The 18,927-nt window shown below is 67.8% G+C and carries 22 protein-coding genes; 8 read left to right on the top strand and 14 right to left on the bottom strand.

The window, feature by feature from the left end; all coding sequences use genetic code 11:
* Positions 1–15: 15 nt before the first annotated feature.
* Entirely contained in the window at positions 16–915 is a 900-nt protein-coding gene (locus BR47_RS0120110; RefSeq protein ID WP_029120584.1) for an LLM class F420-dependent oxidoreductase, read from the top strand.
* 101 nt (positions 916–1,016) lie between these two features.
* On the opposite strand, the gene BR47_RS31005 is transcribed toward BR47_RS0120110, so the two are convergent.
* A complete protein-coding gene (locus BR47_RS31005) occupies positions 1,017–2,408 on the bottom strand; it encodes an HNH endonuclease signature motif containing protein (RefSeq protein ID WP_036427608.1) in 1,392 nt (463 codons plus the stop codon).
* A gap of 121 nt (positions 2,409–2,529) precedes the next feature.
* On the bottom strand, positions 2,530–3,195 hold the full coding sequence (locus BR47_RS0120100; RefSeq protein ID WP_029120583.1) for a DedA family protein: 666 nt from the start codon (positions 3,193–3,195) through the stop codon (positions 2,530–2,532).
* A 66-nt stretch (positions 3,196–3,261) separates the two neighbouring features.
* Between BR47_RS0120100 and BR47_RS0120095 the strand changes: the two genes are divergently transcribed.
* Both BR47_RS0120095 and fbaA read left to right on the top strand, forming a co-directional pair.
* Entirely contained in the window at positions 3,262–4,275 is a 1,014-nt protein-coding gene (locus BR47_RS0120095) for an alcohol dehydrogenase catalytic domain-containing protein (protein WP_029120582.1), read from the top strand.
* A 93-nt stretch (positions 4,276–4,368) separates the two neighbouring features.
* Positions 4,369–5,415 carry a class II fructose-bisphosphate aldolase gene (gene fbaA / locus BR47_RS0120090; RefSeq protein ID WP_029120581.1) on the top strand — a complete coding sequence of 349 codons (1,047 nt, stop codon included), beginning with the start codon at positions 4,369–4,371 and terminating at the stop codon, positions 5,413–5,415.
* A gap of 28 nt (positions 5,416–5,443) precedes the next feature.
* On the opposite strand, the gene BR47_RS33825 is transcribed toward fbaA, so the two are convergent.
* A complete protein-coding gene (locus BR47_RS33825; protein ID WP_020100690.1) occupies positions 5,444–5,881 on the bottom strand; it encodes a hypothetical protein in 438 nt (145 codons plus the stop codon).
* A 134-nt stretch (positions 5,882–6,015) separates the two neighbouring features.
* Between BR47_RS33825 and BR47_RS0120080 the strand changes: the two genes are divergently transcribed.
* Entirely contained in the window at positions 6,016–6,429 is a 414-nt protein-coding gene (locus tag BR47_RS0120080; protein ID WP_029105052.1) for a DUF3151 domain-containing protein, read from the top strand.
* Here BR47_RS0120080 and BR47_RS0120075 read toward each other — a convergent pair whose 3' ends face one another.
* From BR47_RS0120075 to BR47_RS0120065, 3 genes are all read right to left on the bottom strand, one after another.
* The gene (locus BR47_RS0120075; RefSeq protein ID WP_020100688.1) at positions 6,430–7,320 is read right to left on the bottom strand and encodes a cation diffusion facilitator family transporter; all 891 of its coding nucleotides are present in this window, start codon (positions 7,318–7,320) and stop codon (positions 6,430–6,432) included. It abuts the gene before it with no gap.
* A 99-nt stretch (positions 7,321–7,419) separates the two neighbouring features.
* Positions 7,420–8,193, bottom strand: a complete 774-nt coding sequence (locus tag BR47_RS0120070; RefSeq protein ID WP_029120580.1) for a site-2 protease family protein — start codon at positions 8,191–8,193, stop codon at positions 7,420–7,422.
* Between the two features lie 9 nt (positions 8,194–8,202).
* Entirely contained in the window at positions 8,203–8,838 is a 636-nt protein-coding gene (locus tag BR47_RS0120065) for a hypothetical protein (protein WP_051634909.1), read from the bottom strand.
* An 81-nt stretch (positions 8,839–8,919) separates the two neighbouring features.
* Here BR47_RS0120065 and BR47_RS0120060 point away from each other — a divergent pair, with 81 nt between their 5' ends.
* On the top strand, positions 8,920–10,209 hold the full coding sequence (locus tag BR47_RS0120060) for an adenylosuccinate synthase (protein ID WP_020100685.1): 1,290 nt from the start codon (positions 8,920–8,922) through the stop codon (positions 10,207–10,209).
* Positions 10,206–10,853 carry a PaaI family thioesterase gene (locus tag BR47_RS0120055; protein ID WP_020100684.1) on the top strand — a complete coding sequence of 216 codons (648 nt, stop codon included), beginning with the start codon at positions 10,206–10,208 and terminating at the stop codon, positions 10,851–10,853. The genes BR47_RS0120060 and BR47_RS0120055 overlap by 4 nt, the downstream gene beginning before the upstream one ends.
* Here BR47_RS0120055 and BR47_RS0120050 read toward each other — a convergent pair.
* Positions 10,850–12,781: an MMPL family transporter gene (locus tag BR47_RS0120050; protein ID WP_090562906.1), complete on the bottom strand. Its 1,932-nt coding sequence runs from the start codon at positions 12,779–12,781 to the stop codon at positions 10,850–10,852. The genes BR47_RS0120055 and BR47_RS0120050 overlap by 4 nt on opposite strands.
* Positions 12,782–12,887: 106 nt before the next feature.
* On the opposite strand from BR47_RS0120050, the gene BR47_RS0120045 reads away from it, so the two are divergent.
* Positions 12,888–13,373, top strand: a complete 486-nt coding sequence (locus BR47_RS0120045; RefSeq protein ID WP_081831354.1) for a MarR family winged helix-turn-helix transcriptional regulator — start codon at positions 12,888–12,890, stop codon at positions 13,371–13,373.
* Here BR47_RS0120045 and BR47_RS30995 read toward each other — a convergent pair whose 3' ends face one another.
* The 7 genes from BR47_RS30995 to BR47_RS0120015 all read right to left on the bottom strand — a co-directional run bounded on the left by BR47_RS30995 (position 13,374) and on the right by BR47_RS0120015 (position 18,534).
* Positions 13,374–14,210, bottom strand: a complete 837-nt coding sequence (locus BR47_RS30995; protein WP_051634908.1) for a GH25 family lysozyme — start codon at positions 14,208–14,210, stop codon at positions 13,374–13,376.
* Positions 14,207–14,398 carry a hypothetical protein gene (locus tag BR47_RS33560; protein ID WP_020100680.1) on the bottom strand — a complete coding sequence of 64 codons (192 nt, stop codon included), beginning with the start codon at positions 14,396–14,398 and terminating at the stop codon, positions 14,207–14,209. The genes BR47_RS30995 and BR47_RS33560 overlap by 4 nt, the downstream gene beginning before the upstream one ends.
* Before the next feature lie 100 nt (positions 14,399–14,498).
* Positions 14,499–14,960: a VOC family protein gene (locus tag BR47_RS0120035; protein WP_029120577.1), complete on the bottom strand. Its 462-nt coding sequence runs from the start codon at positions 14,958–14,960 to the stop codon at positions 14,499–14,501.
* A gap of 31 nt (positions 14,961–14,991) precedes the next feature.
* Positions 14,992–15,477: an SRPBCC family protein gene (locus BR47_RS0120030; RefSeq protein WP_029120576.1), complete on the bottom strand. Its 486-nt coding sequence runs from the start codon at positions 15,475–15,477 to the stop codon at positions 14,992–14,994.
* A complete protein-coding gene (locus BR47_RS0120025) occupies positions 15,474–15,869 on the bottom strand; it encodes an ArsR/SmtB family transcription factor (RefSeq protein WP_020100677.1) in 396 nt (131 codons plus the stop codon). Before BR47_RS0120025 ends, BR47_RS0120030 begins: the two co-directional genes overlap by 4 nt.
* Positions 15,870–15,976: 107 nt before the next feature.
* Positions 15,977–16,861 (bottom strand): putative endonuclease domain-containing protein, encoded by an 885-nt coding sequence (locus tag BR47_RS0120020; RefSeq protein ID WP_081831353.1) that lies wholly within the window; start codon positions 16,859–16,861, stop codon positions 15,977–15,979.
* An 80-nt stretch (positions 16,862–16,941) separates the two neighbouring features.
* Positions 16,942–18,534, bottom strand: coding sequence for a Na+/H+ antiporter (locus tag BR47_RS0120015; RefSeq protein ID WP_020100675.1), 1,593 nt, complete (start codon positions 18,532–18,534; stop codon positions 16,942–16,944).
* Between the two features lie 58 nt (positions 18,535–18,592).
* On the opposite strand from BR47_RS0120015, the gene BR47_RS32735 reads away from it, so the two are divergent.
* Positions 18,593–18,901: a UBP-type zinc finger domain-containing protein gene (locus BR47_RS32735; RefSeq protein ID WP_081633387.1), complete on the top strand. Its 309-nt coding sequence runs from the start codon at positions 18,593–18,595 to the stop codon at positions 18,899–18,901.
* The last annotated feature ends 26 nt before the right edge of the window (positions 18,902–18,927 follow it).

Raw genomic sequence — 18,927 nt, 5'->3', positions numbered from 1 at the left:
GGCGATGGTGGACTGGTGACTGAACGCGCGCGCATCGACTTTCCGTCCCGCATCGGCGTCTGGTGGGCCAGCGACAGCTGGGCCATGCCGGACGCTCAGGCCGTGGCCCGCGACATCGAAGCCATGGGTTACGGCTCGCTGTTCCTGCCCGAGACCGTCGGCAAGGAATGCCTCACCGAGTCGGCGGCGTTCCTCGCGGCCACCGACCGGCTGGTGGTGGGTACGGGTATCGCCAACATTCACGTGCGCCTGCCGTCGGCCGCCGAGGCCGGTGCCCGCACGCTGACCGCGCTGTACCCGGGACGGTTCGTGCTGGGCCTCGGCGTCAGTCATGGTCCGCTGGTGGAGCGGGGGATGGGCGGCACCTATGAAAAGCCGCTCGCGACGATGCGCAGCTACCTGGAGCGCATGGCCGCCGTGCCGGAGGCCATCGAACCCGGGGTGGGCCGACCGCCCCGGCTGCTGGCGGCGTTGGGCCCCAAGATGATCGAGCTCTCGGGCAGCCAGGCCGACGGCGCGCATCCGTACCTGGTCCTGCCGTCAGCCACCGCGACGACGCGGGAAATCCTCGGGCCGGACAAGTGGATCGTCTCCGAGCAGGCCGTCGTCGTCGGTGGTGATGACGCCGAACAGCTGCGCCGCGCCCACGATCACCTGAACGTCTACAGTGGCCTGCCCAACTACCGGAACTCGTGGCTGCGCCAGGGCTTCGATGAGAGCGATCTGGTCCGCGGCGGGTCCGAGCGACTGGCCCGTGCCCTGGTCGGGATGGGCGGCGTCGAAGATGCCGCGGCCAAGGTGACGGCGCACCTCGACGCCGGCGCGGACCACGTCGTGGTGCAGGTGCTCGGCGAGCATCCGACCGCCGACCCGCGGCCGGGCCTGCGAGAGTTGGCTGCAGCCCTGGGTTTGTAGGTCGGCTGCCGGTCGGACCAGCCTGGCAGGGTGCGCTTCAGCCCGTCCCCGGTAAGGCGACCATCAGCGCCGCAGCGAAGGGTTTCTGCTGCGTCGGCCAATCAGTTTGTTGCACAGTCACTTTCGCCGTCCTCACTTTCCTGCGGGTAGTGCGTGGGGTGCCAGTAGTGGTTGGTTCGGGGTTGGCCGACGTCCAGTAGTGGTGGCGGGGTCCAGTGGGCGCGGCCGTTGGCCATGGTGGTGTGCCAGCCGCCGGTGTCGGCGAGGCGATTGTCGGGCCCGCAGGCGAGGGCGAGGTTGGTGATGTCGGTGGGGCCATCATCGCGCCAGTCAGTGTCGACGTGATGGGCCTGAGAACGCGAGGCGGGGACGGTGCAGTTGGGTTTGGTGCAGCCCAGGTCGCGGGCGAAGAGGGCGAATCGTTGCGCCACAGTGGCGGTGCGACGTGCTCGGCCCATGTACAGCAGCTGTTCACCGTGCTGGTCGAACACAGCAAGGTAGTGATCGGCACCATGGGTGGCGGCCATCTGCAGCAGATCCTTGATGGGGAGCTTGCTGCCGGTGTGCGTGAGCGCGACCCCGGTGCGCTGCTCCAAATCGGTCACAGTGCAGGTGGCCGCGATGGCGACGGGTAGGCCGTTGTGGTCGCCGAGGTCGGTTCCGAGGGCGATGCGGCCCATGGCGGCGAGGGCGTCGTGGTTGCGTTGGTCGGTGCTGCGGGTGTCGTTGTCGATCTGGGCCTGGGTGGGGGTGCCGGATTGGCAGGGTGTGGGGTCGGCGGGGTTGCACATGCCGGGGGCGCCGAGTTTGTCTTGGACTGCTTCGAGGGTGGCGCGTGCTTCGGGGTCGAGCCAGCCGTCCACTTTGGACATGCCGTCGGGTTGTTGTTTGCCGATGCGGAAGCTGCGTTTGCGGGCGCGTTCGGCGTCATCGGGTAGTGGGCCGTCCTGATCGAGCAGGTAGAGCAGCGCCTCAGCCGCCGCACGCAGTTCCTCGGGGGTCTGGTGCCGCGCACCAGCAACCAGGGACTGCTCGAACTGTCCATTGGTGGTGGGGTCCACCCACCCGGGGAGTTTGTTGATGAACTGGCCGATCACTTTCACGTGCTCGGTGTTGATCGCGCCCTCGGCCTGGGCCGCGGCGACAAACTCCCACAGCGGCGGCAACGGCTCCCCGGTCAGCCCCGTGCGGGGTCCGAGATGTTCGGCGTCGCGGACCTGGCGGTTGGCTTCGGTGGTGTCGATGTGCAACCGGACGCGTAGCACCTCGGCCCAGTTTTTCGCCCCGATCTCTCGCGGGGTGGTTTGGGTTTTCAGGGCTGCGAGGATCTGGTGGTCGACGGCTTCGGCAGCGCATTTGAGGCGGTGCCGCTGGGATTGCAGGTCCAGCAGTTCGTGGACGGTCAGGGTGGTGTAGTCGAGGCCGTTGAGCGTGGCCGCGGCTTCCTCGATCACCGCGTGCGCGGTGAGGATCGTGTCACGGCCGATAGTCATATTCGAACATTAGTTCGAGCTACCGACAATGCACCGTGACGAATGAGGCTCTAGTTAACCATCGTGACCAGTGCAAACAAAGTGGCCAAAGATTTTCGAACCCCGGGCCACTCAGCCCGCATCAGCTCTCGGCGGCGGCCTTGCGACGCTGGTACCAGTGCCAGATCATCGGCGTCACCGAGGCGACGACGATGACGATGAAGATCGGCTCGATGAGCTTCTGAATGATGGCGAACTGGCCCAGCCAGTAGCCGAGCAGCGTCAGCCCGACTCCCCACACCACAGCACCGAGGACGGTGTAGATGGTGAACACGGCGAAGTTCATCTTTGCCGCCCCGGCCGTCAGCGGTGCCAGCGTGCGCACAATCGGCACGAACCGGGCGATGACGATCGCGAAGGGACCGCGCCGCTCGAAGAAAGCGTGCGCCTCGTCGAGATACTTCTGCTTGAGGAACCGCGCATCGGGCTTGAACATCTCGACGCCGATGAACCGGCCGACGAAATAGCCGACGAGGCCACCCAGAACTGCTGCGATCGGGATGAACACGAGCAGCTGCCAGAGCTGGAAGTTGGCCTCCTGCATCTTGTCATCGGCGGTGCCGGCGGCCAGTTTGGCGGCGAACAGGCCGGCGACGAAGAGCAAAGAGTCGCCGGGCAGCACCGGGAACAGCACGCCGGACTCGATGAAGATGACCACCAGCAACCCGACCAGAGCCCATGTCCCGAAGTAGCCGATCAGCGTCATCGGGTCCAGGAAACCCGGCATGGCGGAGATGGTGGTCGTCATGGGGCCCAAAGATACCGGTGTCTGCAGGTGGTTCCGTCAACCGCACATCCCTCGTAGGGTCGGCGCATGGCCACTCACAGGGCAGTTCACGTTGCGCAAGCCGACGGCCCGCTCGCACTCGCGGACGTCGACACCGTCTCGCCGCCGCGCGACCACGTCCGCATCGAGGTCGCCGCGTGCGGGGTGTGCGGCACCGACCGCGAGTTCCACGCGGGGCACTTCCCGGGACTTTCGTGGCCGATCACCCTCGGCCACGAGATCGCCGGCACCGTCGCCGAACTGGGCGACGGCGTCGAAGACTTCGTCGTGGGCGACCGGGTGGCGGTGGGCTGGTTCGGCGGCAACTGCAACCGGTGCGTCCCATGTCGACAGGGCCATTTCATGCAGTGCATACGCATGGAGGTGCCGAGCTGGCACTACCCCGGCGGATACGCCGAATCGGTCACGGCGCCAGCGACCGCGCTGGCCCGAATCCCGGACGAGTTCTCGTTCGCCGAGGCCGCCCCGATGGGCTGCGCGGGTGTGACGACGTTCAACGGGTTGCGCAAGACGCGCGCCAAGGCCGGCGACCTGGTCGCGGTGATCGGGATCGGTGGCCTCGGCCACCTCGGCGTGCAGTTCTCCCGGGCGATGGGCTTCGAGACCGTCGCGATCGCTCGCGGGCCGGAGCGTGAGGCCGCTGCCAAGGAACTCGGCGCCCACCACTACATCGATTCGAACGCCTCGGACGTCGCCGCCGAACTGCGGCGCCTCGGCGGGGCGACCGTCGTGCTCGCGACGGCCGCGAGCTCGACGGCGATGGCCGCCACGGTCGGCGGGCTGGCACCCGAGGGGCAGCTCGTGACGGTCGGCGTCACCCCCGAGCCCCTGCCGATCAGCCCGCTCGACCTCATCAACGGCGGCTTCTCGGTCGTCGGGCATCCGTCGGGCACCGCGCGCGATGTCGAGGAGACGTTGCACTTCGCCGCGCTCACGGGCGTGCGCGCCGTCATCGAGGAACGGCCTCTCGCGCAGGCCGCCGAAGCGTTCGACCGGATGAACAGCGGCCACGCGCGCTACCGGATGGTCTTGACCGTCTGACCACATGAGCTGACGGGTGTCCCCCGGTGCCGCACTTCAGCTTCGCGTGACTGACATACTGGCCCAGACTGCAGGTTCGCCGAGAGGAAAAACATGCCCATCGCCACGCCCGAGGTCTACGCGGAGATGCTGGCCCGCGCCAAGGAACACTCCTTCGCGTTCCCGGCCATCAACTGCACGTCGTCGGAAACCGTCAACGCGGCGATCAAAGGTTTCGCCGACGCCGGTAGCGACGGCATCATCCAATTCTCCACCGGCGGCGCCGAATTCGCGTCGGGCCTGGGTGTCAAGGACATGGTCACCGGTGCCGTCGCGCTGGCCGAGTTCGCCCACGTCGTCGCTGCCAAATACGACATCACCGTCGCGCTGCACACCGACCACTGCCCCAAGGACAAGCTCGACACCTACGTGCGCCCGCTGCTGGCCATCTCGGCCGAGCGCGTGGCCAACGGCCAGAACCCGCTGTTCCAGTCGCACATGTGGGACGGCTCCGCGGTGCCGATCGATGAAAACCTGACCATCGGGCAGGAGCTGCTCAAGCTCGCGTCCGCCGCGAAGATCATCCTCGAGGTCGAGATCGGCGTCGTCGGCGGCGAGGAAGACGGCGTCGAGGCCGAGATCAACGACAAGCTCTACACCAGCTCCGAGGACTTCGAGAAGACCATCGACGCGCTGGGCTCCGGCGAGAACGGCAAGTACCTGCTGGCGGCGACCTTCGGCAACGTCCACGGCGTCTACAAGCCGGGCAACGTCAAGCTCAAGCCCGAGGTGCTGGCCGAGGGCCAGAAGGTGGCCGCCGCCAAGCTCGGCCTGCCCGCCGGCTCCAAGCCGTTCGACTTCGTGTTCCACGGCGGTTCGGGCTCGCTGAAGTCCGAAATCGAGGACTCGCTGCGCTACGGCGTCGTGAAGATGAACGTCGACACCGACACCCAGTACGCGTTCACCCGTCCGGTGGCAGCGCACATGTTCACCAACTACGACGGCGTCCTGAAGATCGACGGCGAGGTCGGCAACAAGAAGGTCTACGACCCGCGCAGCTACCTGAAGAAGGCCGAGGCGTCGATGACCCAGCGCGTCATCGAAGCGTGCAACGACCTGCACAGCACCGGCCGCAGCGTCTCCGCGGGGCTGGGCAAGTAGCCGAAGCTGGACACCGCCGACTGGCCGGTCATGACGCAGGAATCGCGAAACCTTGTGTCGTGAGCGGCCATTCGGCGTTCATGGCCGAGTGGCCGCGCGTCAAAAGCACCGTGCCCAGCACTGCGACGGCGGCGATGGCCGCGATCACCAGGACCAGCGCGATGACCCAGCCCCAGCTGCGCCGGTCCTTCGGCGGCTTGACGGCGCCGGGGATCACCTGCGGCGCGGCCGGCGGCATCAGTTCGGTTTCCGGGTCCGGCAGCGGCGTGATGATCTGCGTCTTGCCGTCGAAGCCCGACGGCGCGGTGAAGCGCCGCACCGGGATGGTCGGGTCGGTCGCGGGATCGGCGGGCTCGAAGATTTCGGTTGCCGCCGCGGCGTCGTCGCCTGTCGAGGCAGCGCGCTGATCGGCATCGCGACGGCCGTCCGGTCCCGTCGGGTTCGACATGGCGGCTGGGTTCGACATGGGGGTGACTGTCCTCCCGAGATCAGATCGCGCACTGGGGCCGATGCGTCCTGGAGCAGGCCGCGACGTCCTACCTGGAGCTTAATCTCCCGCCTGCGGGATCTCAGCGAGCGGCCGCACGGCACAATGGCGCCATGACGCGAATGGGTGATCTGCTGGGTCCGGAGCCGGTGTTGCTGCCTGCCAACTTCGAGGCCGAGGACGCTCTCGCCGCGGGTAAATCCGCCACCGAAGTTGCTGCGGCGCAGCCGACGGCCTCTGTTGCGTGGGCCGCTCTGGCCGAGGCCGCCCTGGCCGACGGTCAGACCATCACCGCCTACGCCTACGCCCGGACCGGTTACCACCGCGGTCTGGATCAGTTGCGTCGCAACGGCTGGAAGGGCTTCGGCCCGGTGCCGTTCGCGCACGAACCGAACCAGGGCTTCCTGCGCTGCGTTGCGGTGCTCGCGAAGGCCGCGGAGTCCATCGGCGAGCAGGACGAGTACCTGCGCTGCCTGGATCTGCTGGACGACTGCGATCCCGCGGCGCGTGCCGAGCTGGGTCTCTGACTAGTCCATCTCGCAGTGGCAGCCGCCGTCGGCCGGCGGCTCCACCTGAACGGTGGCGTGGTCCAGACCGCGGGCGGCCAGCACGGCGCGCGCCGACTCGAGGACGCGCGCCGAATCCCCGGCGGACGTCAGGTGCGCGGTGGCCATGTCCTTGCCGGGCACCAGGGTCCACACGTGCAGGTCGTGCACGTCGGTGACGCCGTCGACGGCGGCCAGCGCTTCACGCAGTTCGTCGACGTCGATGTGGCGGGGTGAGGACTCCGACAGGATGCGCAGGGCGGCGCGAGCCAGTGCGATGGCGCGCGGCAGTACCCACAGCGCGACCAGGACGGCGACGACGACGTCGGCGTACGGCCAGCCGGTGGTGACGTTGACGATGCCCGCGATCAGGACGCCGATGCTGCCGACGGTGTCGGCGACGACCTCCATGTAGGCGCCCTTGACGGCGAGGCTGCTGTCGGCGTCGGAGCGCAGGAGGAGCACCACGACCAGGTTGGCGAGCAGTCCGGCGACCGCGACGACGATCATCGGGACGCCGGGAATCGAAGGCGCCGCACCCAGTCGCTCATAGGCCTCGTAGAGGATGAACGCCGCGACACCCATCAGCAGGGCGGCGTTGGCGACCGCGGTGAAGACCTCGGCGCGGTGCCAGCCGTAGGTGCGGGCCGCGGACGTCGACCCACGGCGGGCGAGCATGACGGCGCCCAGGCCCATGAAGATGGCGACGAGGTCGGTCAGCATGTGCCCGGCGTCGGCCAGCAGCGCGATCGAGTTGATCATCAGCGCGGTCGTCAGCTCGATGACGAAGAAGACGCTGAGTACGGCAGCGGCGATGATCATGCGGCTGGCGCGCGTGTTCGCGCCATGGCTGTGGTCGTGTCCGGCACCCATGCCAGCAATATATGCAGAACTCTGCATATGTCGCAAGACGCCCCGGGATTTGTGCACGATTTTCCGCGGTCAGCGCGGAAAATCGTGCACAAATCCCTGCTACCAGGCGGACCAGAAGCGGGTCAGGGCGCTGCCGATCATCGCCAGGCGCGGCGGCACGCCGGTCAGGCTGACGGCCGAGTAGACGACGTTGAAGAACAACCGGTTGAGCTCGGGGACGATCAGCAGCAGCATCAGGATCAGGAAGCCCCACTGCCGGGCGGGCAACAGCGCGCGCTGCGTGTCGGCGCTCAGGTGCGGTTCCAGTGCGCCATAGCCGTCCAGCCCCGGAATGGGCAGCAGGTTCAGGAACAGTGCCGTCACCTGCAGGAATCCCAGGAAGGCCAGGCCCGCCCAGAACACCGGATGGTCGCTGTCGAACAGCACCGCGGTCGCGACCAGCAGGATGACGGCGAGCACCAGGTTGGCGAACGGGCCGGCCAGGCTGACCAGCGTGCGCTGCCGCGGCGTCATGTACTCGGTGCGCACGTACACCGCGCCGCCGGGCAGGCCGATGCCACCGAGAGCGATGAACAGGGCCGGCAGGCCGAGCGACAGCAGCGGGCTGGCGTACTTCGCGGGGTTCAGCGTGAGATAGCCGCGCAGCTCGACATCGCGGTCGCCGAACCGCCAGGCGGTGTACGCGTGGCCGAACTCGTGCAGGCACAGCGACACGGTCCAGCCCGCGATGACGAACACGAAGACACCGGCGTAGGCCAGCGGCCGGACCTCGGCGCCGCAGAACCACGCGACGGCACCACCGGCGACGGTCAGGGCCACGATCGCCCAGAAGACGGGGCTGGGACGGACGGCGCGCCGCACAGGCATGGTCATGACTGCAAACTAGCCGACCCGCAGCCAACCCTGGATATGGCGGTAGAACGCCGACCGCCGCGCCGGACGGGCGGCCGCCACGCCGTCGCGCTCAACCAAAACTCCGGTGCTGCCGAGTTGGGCGGCGCGGCCGGCGACCCAGCCCCGTCCCGGCCCCGAACGCCCGGCCCCGAACGCCCGCGCGCGCAGCCCCGGCATGCCGGGCAGGGGCTCGATGACGACGCCGGCGGACTCGCCGTCGAACAGCACGGTGTCGTCGACGACGGCCTCGCCGGTGATGGCGTCGCCGCCCGTCGGCAGCCAGCGCGCGGACCGGACGATCACCGCGCCGGTCTCGTCGCGGATGAGTGGAACGCGTTGGGCGACACCGTCTCTGGCGCGGCGCGCGGCACCGAGCCCGCCGTGCGTCAGGGGTGGGACGAAGCCGACCTCGACGTCGAGCCGGTCGTCCCGCAGCAGCCGGGCCAGAGTGGCAGACAGATCGGCGTGGTCGCCGACGACAATCACCCGGACAGCGCCGTCAGGGATCGTCGGGGCGCTGGCCGAGGGCACCGGGATGGCCGTCAGATCCGCCAGCGCGCGGGGTGTCCGACGGTCGCCGAAGACCAGCGCCACGACATCGCCTGAGGCCTCTCTGGCGGTCAAGGCCTCTCCTCTCGTCCTGCTGGGATAAGGTTGCTCACCGGCTGCCACTGTATTCAGGCAGGTAATGCGGGAGGCAAAACGATGCCGGCAATCGTGCTCATCGGGGCCCAATGGGGTGACGAGGGCAAAGGTAAGGCCACCGATCTACTCGGTGGACGTGTGCAATGGGTGGTCCGCTACCAAGGCGGCAACAACGCCGGGCACACGGTGGTACTGCCCACGGGGGAGAACTTCGCGCTCCACCTCATCCCCTCGGGCATCCTGACGCCCGGGGTCACCAACGTCATCGGCAACGGTGTCGTGGTCGACCCTGGTGTGCTGCTCAGTGAGCTCTCCGGGCTCGAGGACCGCGGCGTGGACACCTCGAAGCTCATGATCTCGGCTGACGCGCACCTGCTCATGCCGTACCACGTGGCCATCGACAAGGTCACCGAGCGGTACGCGGGCAGCAAGAAGATCGGCACCACCGGTCGCGGCATCGGTCCCTGCTACCAGGACAAGATCGCGCGCATCGGTATCCGGGTGGCCGACGTCCTCGATGAGGAGCAGCTGGCCGCCAAGGTCGAGGCCGCACTGGAGTTCAAGAACCAGGTGCTGGTCAAGATCTACAACCGCAAGGCGCTGGACCCGGCCGAGGTCGTCGAGAGCCTGCTGCAGCAGGCCGAGGGCTTCAAGCACCGCATCGCCGACGCCCGGCTGCTGCTCAACCAGGCGCTCGAGCGCGGCGAGACCGTGCTGCTGGAAGGCTCGCAGGGCACCCTGCTGGACGTCGACCACGGCACCTACCCGTTCGTGACGTCGTCCAACCCGACGGCGGGCGGCGCGGCCGTCGGCTCTGGCATCGGCCCCACCCGCATCACCACGGTGCTGGGCATCCTGAAGGCCTACACGACCCGCGTGGGCTCGGGCCCGTTCCCGACGGAGCTGTTCGACGAGTACGGCGCCTACCTGTCCAAGACGGGCGGCGAGGTCGGCGTGACGACCGGCCGCGCCCGGCGCTGCGGCTGGTTCGACGCCGTCATCGCCCGGTACGCGACCCGCGTCAACGGCATCACCGACTACTTCCTGACCAAGCTCGACGTGCTGTCCAGCCTGGAGACGGTGCCGATCTGCGTCGGCTACACCGTCGACGGCAAGCGCACCGACGAGATGCCGATGACGCAGGCCGACATCGCCCGCGCCGAGCCGATCTACGAAGAGCTGCCAGGCTGGTGGGAGGACATCTCCGGGGCCCGCGAGTTCTCGGACCTGCCGGCCAAGGCGCAGGACTACGTGCTGCGGCTCGAGGAGCTCTCCGGCGCCCATGTGTCGTGCATCGGCGTCGGTCCCGGCCGGGACCAGACGATCGTGCGCCGGGACATCCTCGGGTGACAGAAGGGGCGAGCGAAGCGACGGGGAAAAGCGAAGGTTTCATCGACCAGCACGGCGGATTCCCACGATTCGAGGTTGCCGACCCGGGGCCCGGCTTCGGCCGCTTCCTCGAGGGCATGAGGCGGCTGCAGGACCTGGCCGTCTCGGCCAACCCGGACAGCGACACATGGGACGACGCCGCCGACCGCGTCGAGGAACTCGTCAAGCTGCTGAAGCCGTTCGAGGCGGCCGAAGGTGTCGGCCCGGCCATCCGGGTGCCGTCGCTGCCGGGCGCCGGCAGTCTGCTGATGCCGCCGTGGACGGTCACCAAGTTCTCGCCCGAGGGCGTCGAGATGGAGGTCGAGTTCAGCCGGTACCACGTGGGCGGCAACTACGCCGTGCACGGCGGGGTGCTGCCGCTGCTGTTCGACCAGGCCTTCGGCATGCTGATCCACGCCGTCAATCGACCGATGAGTCGCACGGCGTACCTGCACGTCGACTACCGCAAGGTCACGCCGATCGACACGGTGCTGACCGCCAAGGCCCACGTCACCGAGGTCGAAGGCCGTAAGACGTTCGTCGCGGCCGAATTGTTCGACCCCGAGGGCAACCTGCTGGCCGAGGCCAATGGCCTGATGGTCAGCCTGCTGCCCGGCCAGCCCTAGGGCTCGGCGCGCAGCGCGGGCCACCAGATGCGGGGGCCGATGAGCGTGAACAGCGCCGGGATGATGACGGTGCGCACCACGAAGGTGTCCAACAGGATGCCCAGTCCGACGATGATGCCCAGCTGCGTCAGCACGATCAGTGGCAGGACGCCGAGCACGCAGAACACCGCGGCCAGCACGATGCCGGCGCTGGTGATCACCGCGCCCGTCGCCGAGACGGCGCGCACGATGCCCTGCCGGTTGCCGAACTCGGGCGTCTCTTCGCGCGCCCGGGTCACCAGGAAGATCGTGTAGTCCACGCCCAGCGCGACGAGGAACAGGAACGCGAACAGGGGGGTCCCGTTGTCGAGCGCGGGGAAACCGAACAGGTGCACGCTCGCCCAGCCGCCGAGTCCCAGCGCGGCCAGCGCGCTGAGCACGGTCACCGCCACCAGCAGGAGTGGGGCCAGGGCCGAGCGCAGCAGGACGTACAGGACGGCCAGGACGACCAGCAGGATCGCCGGGATGACGATCTTCCGGTCGTGTTGCGCTGCCGCCGCGGCATCGCGGGCCTGCGCGTCGGGGCCGCCGACGACTGCTTGCGCATCGATCTGGTGCACCGAGTCACGAAGGGCGTCAATCATTTTGAATGCTTCCGGCGAGGCGGGTGCGGCAGCCAGGACCACCGACCACTGCGTCAGGCCCGACGCCGAGCGCCCGGCCGGCGTCGCCGACACCACGCCAGGGGAGTGGGTGATGACGTCGGCGACCGCGGGGTCCGATGCGATGACGGTCGTGGGATTCGTCAGGCCACTGGGGAAGTGCGCTGCCAGCGTGTCGTAGCCGGCGACGGACTCGGCCTGCACCCGGAACTGCTGGGTCTGGGACAGCCCGATGGGCAGATTCACCAGACCGACGCACAGCGTGGCCAGGCCGGCCAGCGCCACGGTGGCGACGCGGCCCGGCCTGCGGGACACCCCGGCTGCGACGCGGTGCCAGACGCCGCTCTCGGTGAGCGGCATGGCGTGCGAACCGGTTTCGGGGATGAAGGGCCAGAACAGCCGGCGGCCGAACAATCCGAGCAGCGGCGGCAGCACCAGCAGGACGAACACCGCGGCGACCACGAGGCCGGACGCGGCCTGTACTCCGAGGCTGCGGTTGCTCGGCGCCGAGGCGAGCAGCAGAGTCAGTAGGGCCAAGACGACGGTGGCGTTGCTGGCGATGATCGCCGGGGCCGCGGCGCGCCATGCCACCCGCAGCGCGTCCCGGTGATCGCTGCGCCGGGACAGTTCCTCGCGGTAACGCGAGATCAGCAGCAGCGCGTAATTGGTCCCCGCGCCGAACACCAGCACGCTCGTGATGCCGGCCGTCGAACCGTCGGGGTTCAGCCCCGTCGCCGCGGCCACCGCGGTGCCGACGACCGCGCCCACCTGATCGGCGAACCCGATGACCAACAGCGGGATCAGCCAGAGGATGGGCGAGCGGTACGTGACGATCAGCAGCAGCGCCACGACCGTGGCGGTCACCGCGAGCAGCGTGAAGTTGGCTCCGGCAAAGGAATTCGCGATGTCGGCGCCGAATGCGGGCCCGCCCGTCACCTGAGCCCGCAATCCGTCGGGCAGCGCAGCCGATACCTGCGATCGCAGCTCATGGACCGCGTCGCGAAGATCGAAGCCGGACAGGTCGGCCGCCAGCGGCGCCACTCGCACCGCTGCCTTACCGTCCTCGGACACTCGAGCGCCCGCTCCGGCCGCGGTGACGTCGGCCGGACTCAAGGGCGCGCCGTCCGTGCGGGTGACGACGATGATCGCCGGCGCGGTCTCGCCGCCGGGGAACTGTGCGCGCAATGCGTCGGCGCGGGCGGATTCCGCGCCGGCCGGCACGGCCACCGGCGACCGTGACGCCGAATCCCCGGCGCCGAGCAAGGCCATGGCTGCGCCGGAGAGCATCAGGACGATGAGGGCCACTGCCCATGCGACTCGAGTGGACACTCCCAAAATATTTCAGATACTTAAACATTAAGCAAATGAACTTCATGGGCGCTATGCTCTCCGCGTGCCAACGCCGCTGGACCGTGCCGACCTGGAGGCGCAGATCGCCGTCGACGTGCGGGCACTGACGGCCGAATCCGACCAGATCGGACGGGTGTTCGCGGCACAGAACGATCTGGGCGCCAATGATTTTCGTGCGCTGCTGCACGTCATGGTCGCCGAGTCCGCGGGCACACCGCTGACTGCGGGCGAGCTGCGCAAGCTGATGGGCACCTCGGGGGCGGCCATCACCTACCTGGTCGAGCGGATGATCAGCTCGGGCCATCTGCGCCGCGATCCCGATCCCACCGATCGGCGCAAGGTGATCCTGCGCAACGACGACAAGGGGCTGGCCGTCGGCCGGGATTTCTTCAGCCCGCTGGCTCAGCTCAACACCCAGGCGTTGGCCGACCTGCCCGACGCGGACCTCGAGGCGGCGCACCGGGTCTTCGTGGCGCTCACCGGCGCGATGCGGGCGTTCCGCGACGAACCCGCCCCCGGCGGGCGCTGATCACACGGCCGACGAGGCCTTGAGGGCGTCGACGTCCGCCCTGAGCGCGGCCAGTGCGTCCACCACTGTCAGGTTCTGCCCGGCAGCGTTGTGACCGAGCTGCGGCCAGCCTTTCAGGTTCGGGCCGCGCAACTGGGTCTGGATGTCCTGCACGATGGCCAGGATCTGATTGAGGGTCGCGGTGTTCGGGTCCGGCTGAGTCACGGTTCCTCCGTTCAGCAGTGCGATGAGTTGGTCGAGCGTGCCCTGGAATGCGTTGCAGTCAACCGACAGATTCCCGACCAGTGCGGCATCGGTGAACTGCAGGATCTGCGGCGTGGCACCACCGTAGGGGAACCAGTAGCGCTGATTGTCGTTGCCGGGATAGAGGTTTGACGCGTAGCCGGTGCCGTTGACGTAATTCGACGCGATGAGGCCCGGTACCTGAGAGATGTCGGGCGAGCCGATCTGTTGCCAGTACCAATGCGGGATGTACGACAGCGAGATCGTCACCCCGACGGCATTGAAGGCATTGACCACGGCCCAGAAGTTGTGGATGTCACCGGAATTCGCCTCGAAGTCGAGCATCGCATACTGGCCACCGTTATTGCTGAGCCACGTCTGGGCCTGCGCCGCCGGGCTGTTGGTGGTGACGTAGTGATAGCCGATGTGCGGAAAGTGGTTGTCCCGGCACCACTGTGCGATCACCGGCCAGTACGGATCCCGGTAGTAACTGCCTTCGGACACCTTCTGCTCGATCCAGGAGAAACCCTGGCCGGGTAGCTGGGAGACGAAGGCGATGGCATCGGCGGCCGAGCGGAAGTTGTTGTTCGACGTGTCCGGTCCGTAGAGCGTCACAGTACCGTCTCCGGATTCACCGGCGTCCAGCTCGTCGTGCTCGCCAAAGCCTTTGTGTCGGCGCTGGATCCGTCGTGCGACTGCACCGTCCACTGCAACCGACCGTCGGCATCGTGCGTCGCCGTGGCGATCGCGCCCGCCTGCTCGTACACCTCGCCGAGGGCTTCGGGTTTGCCCGCCGCGTTCATAGCGAATCCTCGCCTTCTACCGTAGAGGTATTGTCCCGCTTCGATTCTCGTTCTCGGCGGGCACTTTCCACGATAGCGCGATCCTCGCGGCCGGGTCGCGTCAGGCGTTCTCCAGTTCGGCGATCACGATCTTCTTCTGGCGCATCATCGTCTGGATCTGCTCGGGGCGGCCCAGTAGCTGATCCATCTTGGCGGGGATGATCTGCCAGCTGATCCCGAATCGGTCCTTGCACCAACCGCATTGCTCGGATTCGGGCACGTGCGAGAGTTTGGACCAGTAGTGGTCGATCTCGTCCTGGTCTGCGCATTCGACGACGAACGAGATGGATTCGTTGAAAGTGAACAGCGGTCCGCCGTCGAGGCAGACGAAATCGACGCCGTTCAAACTGAATCGGCCGTTGAGCACCTTGCCCGACATGCCCTTGAAATGTTCATCAAGGGCCTCGTCCGGGTACTCCTCGACCGAGATGACCCGGGAGTTCGGAAACACCTCGACGTAGTAGTTCATGGCCTCGCGGGCCTGGTCGTTGAACCAGAGACATGGCTGGATGGCTGTCGGCACGTCGTTCTCCTTGTCTTTCAGTCGTTTTCGGTCAGGCAGCCAGCAGCGCGTCGATCTGGCCGAGGGCGCCGGTCATGCCCTCGACCATGCCCATCGCGGTCACCTTCTCGAGTTGTTCGAGGTCGGTGAACCGGGTGACGATCGTCATCCGGGTGCCGGTGCCGATCGCGTCGAACGACACCTCGAGGCGCATCGTGGGCATTTCGGGGTCGGGCTCGCCGTCGGGCTGCGAGAAGCCGTCTTCGATGAGAAGCCGCGACGGTGCGTCGACCTCGAGCGTGGTCCACCAGCCCGGCGCCTTCTCGCCCTCGGGACCCGTCATGTGATAGCGCGACTGCCCGCTCGGGGTGAGCTCATGCCGGGTGAAGGTGGCCGGCCACGTCGGCGGACCCCACCAGCGTTCCAGCTGCCGCGGATCTTCCCACACCTGCCAGACCCGCGCCGGCGGCGCGGCGAACTCGGCCACGAAGGTCATGGTGAGGGCTTGCGGGTCGGCGGCGCTGCTGATCACCGTCATCGGTGGTCCTTTCGTTTTGTGCTGCTTGATTTTTCGTGTGGTGGGTAACCGTCTTCGGCGAGGATCGCCTCGATGCTCGCGGCACGGTCGTGCCAGAGCGCCGCGTACCGCTCCAGGAGCACGCCCGCGCGGTGCAGGGTTTCGGGCACCGCACGTACGAGTTGTTCCCGGCCGCGGCGCTCTTTATGCACCAACGCGGCACCGGCCAGTACCGCGACGTGTTTCTGCACCGCGGCGAAGCTCATGTCGTAGCCGCGGGCGAGCGCGCTCACCGACTGGTCGCTGCGCATCGTGCGGGCGACGATGTCGCGGCGGGTGGCGTCCGCCAATGCGTGGAAGATCCGGTCGATCTCCGCATCGGTGAAGGCCTCAGGGGAAGTATTTACAACCATTTGGTTGTAGGTTAGGTGATGTTGTGAGGCGGGTCAAGAGTCTGTCGCCGAGAAGGACCAAATGGTCGCTCTTTGGCTGCAATAGCGACCATTTGGTCCTTCTCGGGCTAGGGCAACCCGGACCATCCCCGCTCGAGCAGCGCAGTGCGGGCGTCTTCGACAATCTCGACCCCGGAGTCCTCTTTGATGACATGGATGACGTGCCACTTCAGCCTCAGCAGTTCCCGGTTGGCCCAGACGTCTATCGAGTACTGGCGTCGATCAGTCAGGTGCTGGACGCCGTCGTACTCGGCACCGACCTTGAATTCCTCCCAGCACATGTCGATCCGGCGGACGTAGCGCCCGAACTCGTTGCGAACCACGTACTGAGTTGTGGGCGTGGGCAATCCGGCGTCGATGAATAACAACCGCAGCCGGCTTTCACGTGGCGATTCAGCGGCGCCGTCGACCAGAGGCAACGCCTTCCGTAGGCGAGCCAACCCCCGCGCCCCTGGGTGCCGCTTCGCGAGCAAGTGGACGCCTTCGAACCCGAACGGGGCAGCGTTCATCAATGCATCGAGCCGCGCGACGGCGGTGTCCCGGGGTAGGTGGCGAGCCAGGTCAAAAGCCGTGCGCACCCGGGAAGTGACGCGCACGCCACCGATGGTGACCACTTCGTCGTCGGCCAAGGAGTCGTGCCGGACGACGAGTCCACTCTGGCCTTTGCACAGTGCGACGACATCGATGGGCACATCGTCATCCACCCACTTCGCGCCGTGCACTGCAGATGCAGCGACCCCGCCTATGACGCCGAGTGGCACCGCGAGGGCGGCTCCACGAATCCGGTCGCGCAACTTCACTTGATGATGTCGAGGGACGTAGATGCCATGAAAGATCGGTCGGTAGCGGTGGCGCAATTGCGCTCGGGTCAACACGCCGGCGGCGATCGCGTCGCCCCCGACGAAGGGAATCAGCATGTCTTCTAGACGTGTGGGCGGGCTGATCGGCTCCATCGTGGATCGAAAGGGACCAAATGGCGGCTATGTAGGCTGATCAGCAGCCATTTGGTCCTTCTCGGCGCGGGACCCGAGCCCTACTCCCGGTTGAGCGCTGCCTCTTCCAAATCCAGCCCGTGCAGCACCGACCGCAGCACCTCGTCGTCGATGTTCCCGGCATCGCGTTCGGCGATGTACGTCTCGCGCTCGGCCGCCAGCATCTCCAGCCGCAGCCGACGCATGGCCGACGCCGGACTCTCGCCGATGTCGTCGTCACTGCGGCCGAGTCGCTCCCACACCGCGTTGCGGCGCCGGTCGTTCCAGTTCTGCAATATCTCGCCGACGTGCTGTTGGGCGCTGGAATCGCTGCTGCGCGCCAGCAATTCATCGAGCCGGTCGGCCGCTGCCTGCGCGGCACGACTCGACGCCGCGGCCTGTTCCAGGGCGTCCTGGTGGGCCTCGGCCTCGCTGCGCACGTCCAGCACGCGGATCAGCCACGGCAGCGTCAGGCCGTGCAACAGCAGCGTCCCGACCACCACGACGAACGTCAGGAACACCAGCTGCGGCCGCCCCGGGAAGGGTTCACCGGCCAGTGTCGTCATCGGCACACCGAATGCCGCGGCCAGTGACACGACGCCGCGCATACCCGCCCACGCCACGATGAAGACCTGCGACGGGGTCGGCGTGGGTTCTCGCTCACGGACGCCGCGGAACAGCATCCGCGGCGTGTAGGCCATGACGTACACCCAGACGATGCGGATGCCGATGACCGTCGCCAGCACCGCGGCCGACGCCACGATCAGGGTGACCGCGCGGATGCCGGTCAGCTCGTCGATGACCGTCGGCAGCTGCAGGCCGATCATCAGGAACGCGAACGACTCCAGTACCAGCTGGATCGACTTCCACACCGCGTCGTCCTGCAGCCGGGTGGCGTACGACGCCCGGGTCGCGCGCTGTCCGAGCAACAGTGCGGCGACGACCACCGCGATCACCCCGGAGCCGTGTGCCTCTTCGGCCAGCCAGTAGATGAAATACGGTGCGACGAGTCCGATGGCGCTCTCGACCAACGGGTCGTCGAGCCACGTCCGGATGAACTCGATGAGCCAGCCGATCAGGCCGCCGATCACGACACCGCCCGCCGCGGCGAGCGCGAAGGTGCCCAATGCGCCCTGCCAGGTCGCGGCCGCGCCGACGGCAGCGGCCAGCGCGACCTTGTACGCGGTCAGTGCCGTGGCGTCGTTGAGCAGGCTCTCGCCGCCGAGCAGCGTCATGATCTGGCGCGGCAGTCCCAGCCGGCGGCCGATGGCCGCGGCGGACACCGCGTCGGGCGGCGCGACGATGGCGCCCAGGGTGAGGGCCGCGGCGACCGTCAGCTCCGGGACGGTGTGAAACGCGACAAACCCCACTACCAGCGTGGTGGCCAGCGGCAGCCCGACGGCGAGCAGCCCGATGGGGCGGACGTTCTTGCGTAGCGCCAGATAGCTGCTCTCCAGCCCGGCCGACCACAGCAGCGGCGGCAGCACGACGAACATGACCAACTGCGGCTGCATCTCGATGGCCGGCACGCCGGGGATCAGCCCGACGGCCAGTCCGGCGACGACGAGTCCCAGCGGCGCGGAGACGTCGTATCGGCGGGCCAGCGCGGCCAACAACACCGAGGCCACCAGCACTGCCAGCAGTGGGGCACCCACGTCCTCGAACCTCCTCGGTCAGCCAGCCCTATCCTTGTTCAACATGCTGGGGAAATGGATGCAGTCACGGGCAACGCGACCGCGTGAAGAAAATTCCCCGACCACCTGCACGCACCTCGCCGACGCTGTCGGCCAACCTGAACCGGAGCCGCAGACGCCCGGCCGCTGTGGTGACTGTGCGGCACTTGGGGAGGATACGTGGGCGCACCTTCGGATGTGTCTGACGTGCGGGCAGGTCAGTTGTTGTGATTCCAGTCCGCACCAACACGCCAACGAGCACTATCGCCGCACGGGCCATCCCGTGATGCGGTCGGTCGAGCCGGGGGAGAGCTGGCGATGGTGCTACGTCGACATCAGGTTGGGTTGACGGGGAGAGTGGTCGACGGGGCGAGC

The sequence above is a fragment of the Mycobacterium sp. UNC410CL29Cvi84 genome, from assembly GCF_000686745.1.
Taxonomy (GTDB): Bacteria; Actinomycetota; Actinomycetes; order Mycobacteriales; family Mycobacteriaceae; genus Mycobacterium; species Mycobacterium mucogenicum_B.
This window is presented reverse-complemented; position numbering and strand designations above follow the sequence as displayed.

Bases quoted from the DNA above. Each gene is read 5' to 3' on its own strand.
- BR47_RS32735 (WP_081633387.1), top strand. From the start codon at position 18,593: ATGCAGTCACGGGCAACGCGACCGCGTGAAGAAAATTCCCCGACCACC.
- BR47_RS0120095 (WP_029120582.1), top strand. From the start codon at position 3,262: ATGGCCACTCACAGGGCAGTTCACGTTGCGCAAGCCGACGGCCCGCTC.
- BR47_RS33825 (WP_020100690.1), bottom strand. From the start codon at position 5,881: ATGTCGAACCCAGCCGCCATGTCGAACCCGACGGGACCGGACGGCCGT.
- BR47_RS0120060 (WP_020100685.1), top strand. From the start codon at position 8,920: ATGCCGGCAATCGTGCTCATCGGGGCCCAATGGGGTGACGAGGGCAAA.
- BR47_RS0120030 (WP_029120576.1), bottom strand. From the start codon at position 15,477: ATGACGGTGATCAGCAGCGCCGCCGACCCGCAAGCCCTCACCATGACC.
- BR47_RS0120100 (WP_029120583.1), bottom strand. From the start codon at position 3,195: ATGACGACCACCATCTCCGCCATGCCGGGTTTCCTGGACCCGATGACG.
- BR47_RS0120050 (WP_090562906.1), bottom strand. From the start codon at position 12,781: ATGCTCTCCGGCGCAGCCATGGCCTTGCTCGGCGCCGGGGATTCGGCG.
- BR47_RS31005 (WP_036427608.1), bottom strand. From the start codon at position 2,408: ATGACTATCGGCCGTGACACGATCCTCACCGCGCACGCGGTGATCGAG.
- BR47_RS0120075 (WP_020100688.1), bottom strand. From the start codon at position 7,320: ATGGGTGCCGGACACGACCACAGCCATGGCGCGAACACGCGCGCCAGC.
- BR47_RS0120025 (WP_020100677.1), bottom strand. From the start codon at position 15,869: ATGGTTGTAAATACTTCCCCTGAGGCCTTCACCGATGCGGAGATCGAC.
- BR47_RS0120080 (WP_029105052.1), top strand. From the start codon at position 6,016: ATGACGCGAATGGGTGATCTGCTGGGTCCGGAGCCGGTGTTGCTGCCT.
- BR47_RS0120070 (WP_029120580.1), bottom strand. From the start codon at position 8,193: ATGACCATGCCTGTGCGGCGCGCCGTCCGTCCCAGCCCCGTCTTCTGG.
- BR47_RS33560 (WP_020100680.1), bottom strand. From the start codon at position 14,398: ATGAACGCGGCGGGCAAACCCGAAGCCCTCGGCGAGGTGTACGAGCAG.
- fbaA (WP_029120581.1), top strand. From the start codon at position 4,369: ATGCCCATCGCCACGCCCGAGGTCTACGCGGAGATGCTGGCCCGCGCC.
- BR47_RS0120020 (WP_081831353.1), bottom strand. From the start codon at position 16,861: ATGGAGCCGATCAGCCCGCCCACACGTCTAGAAGACATGCTGATTCCC.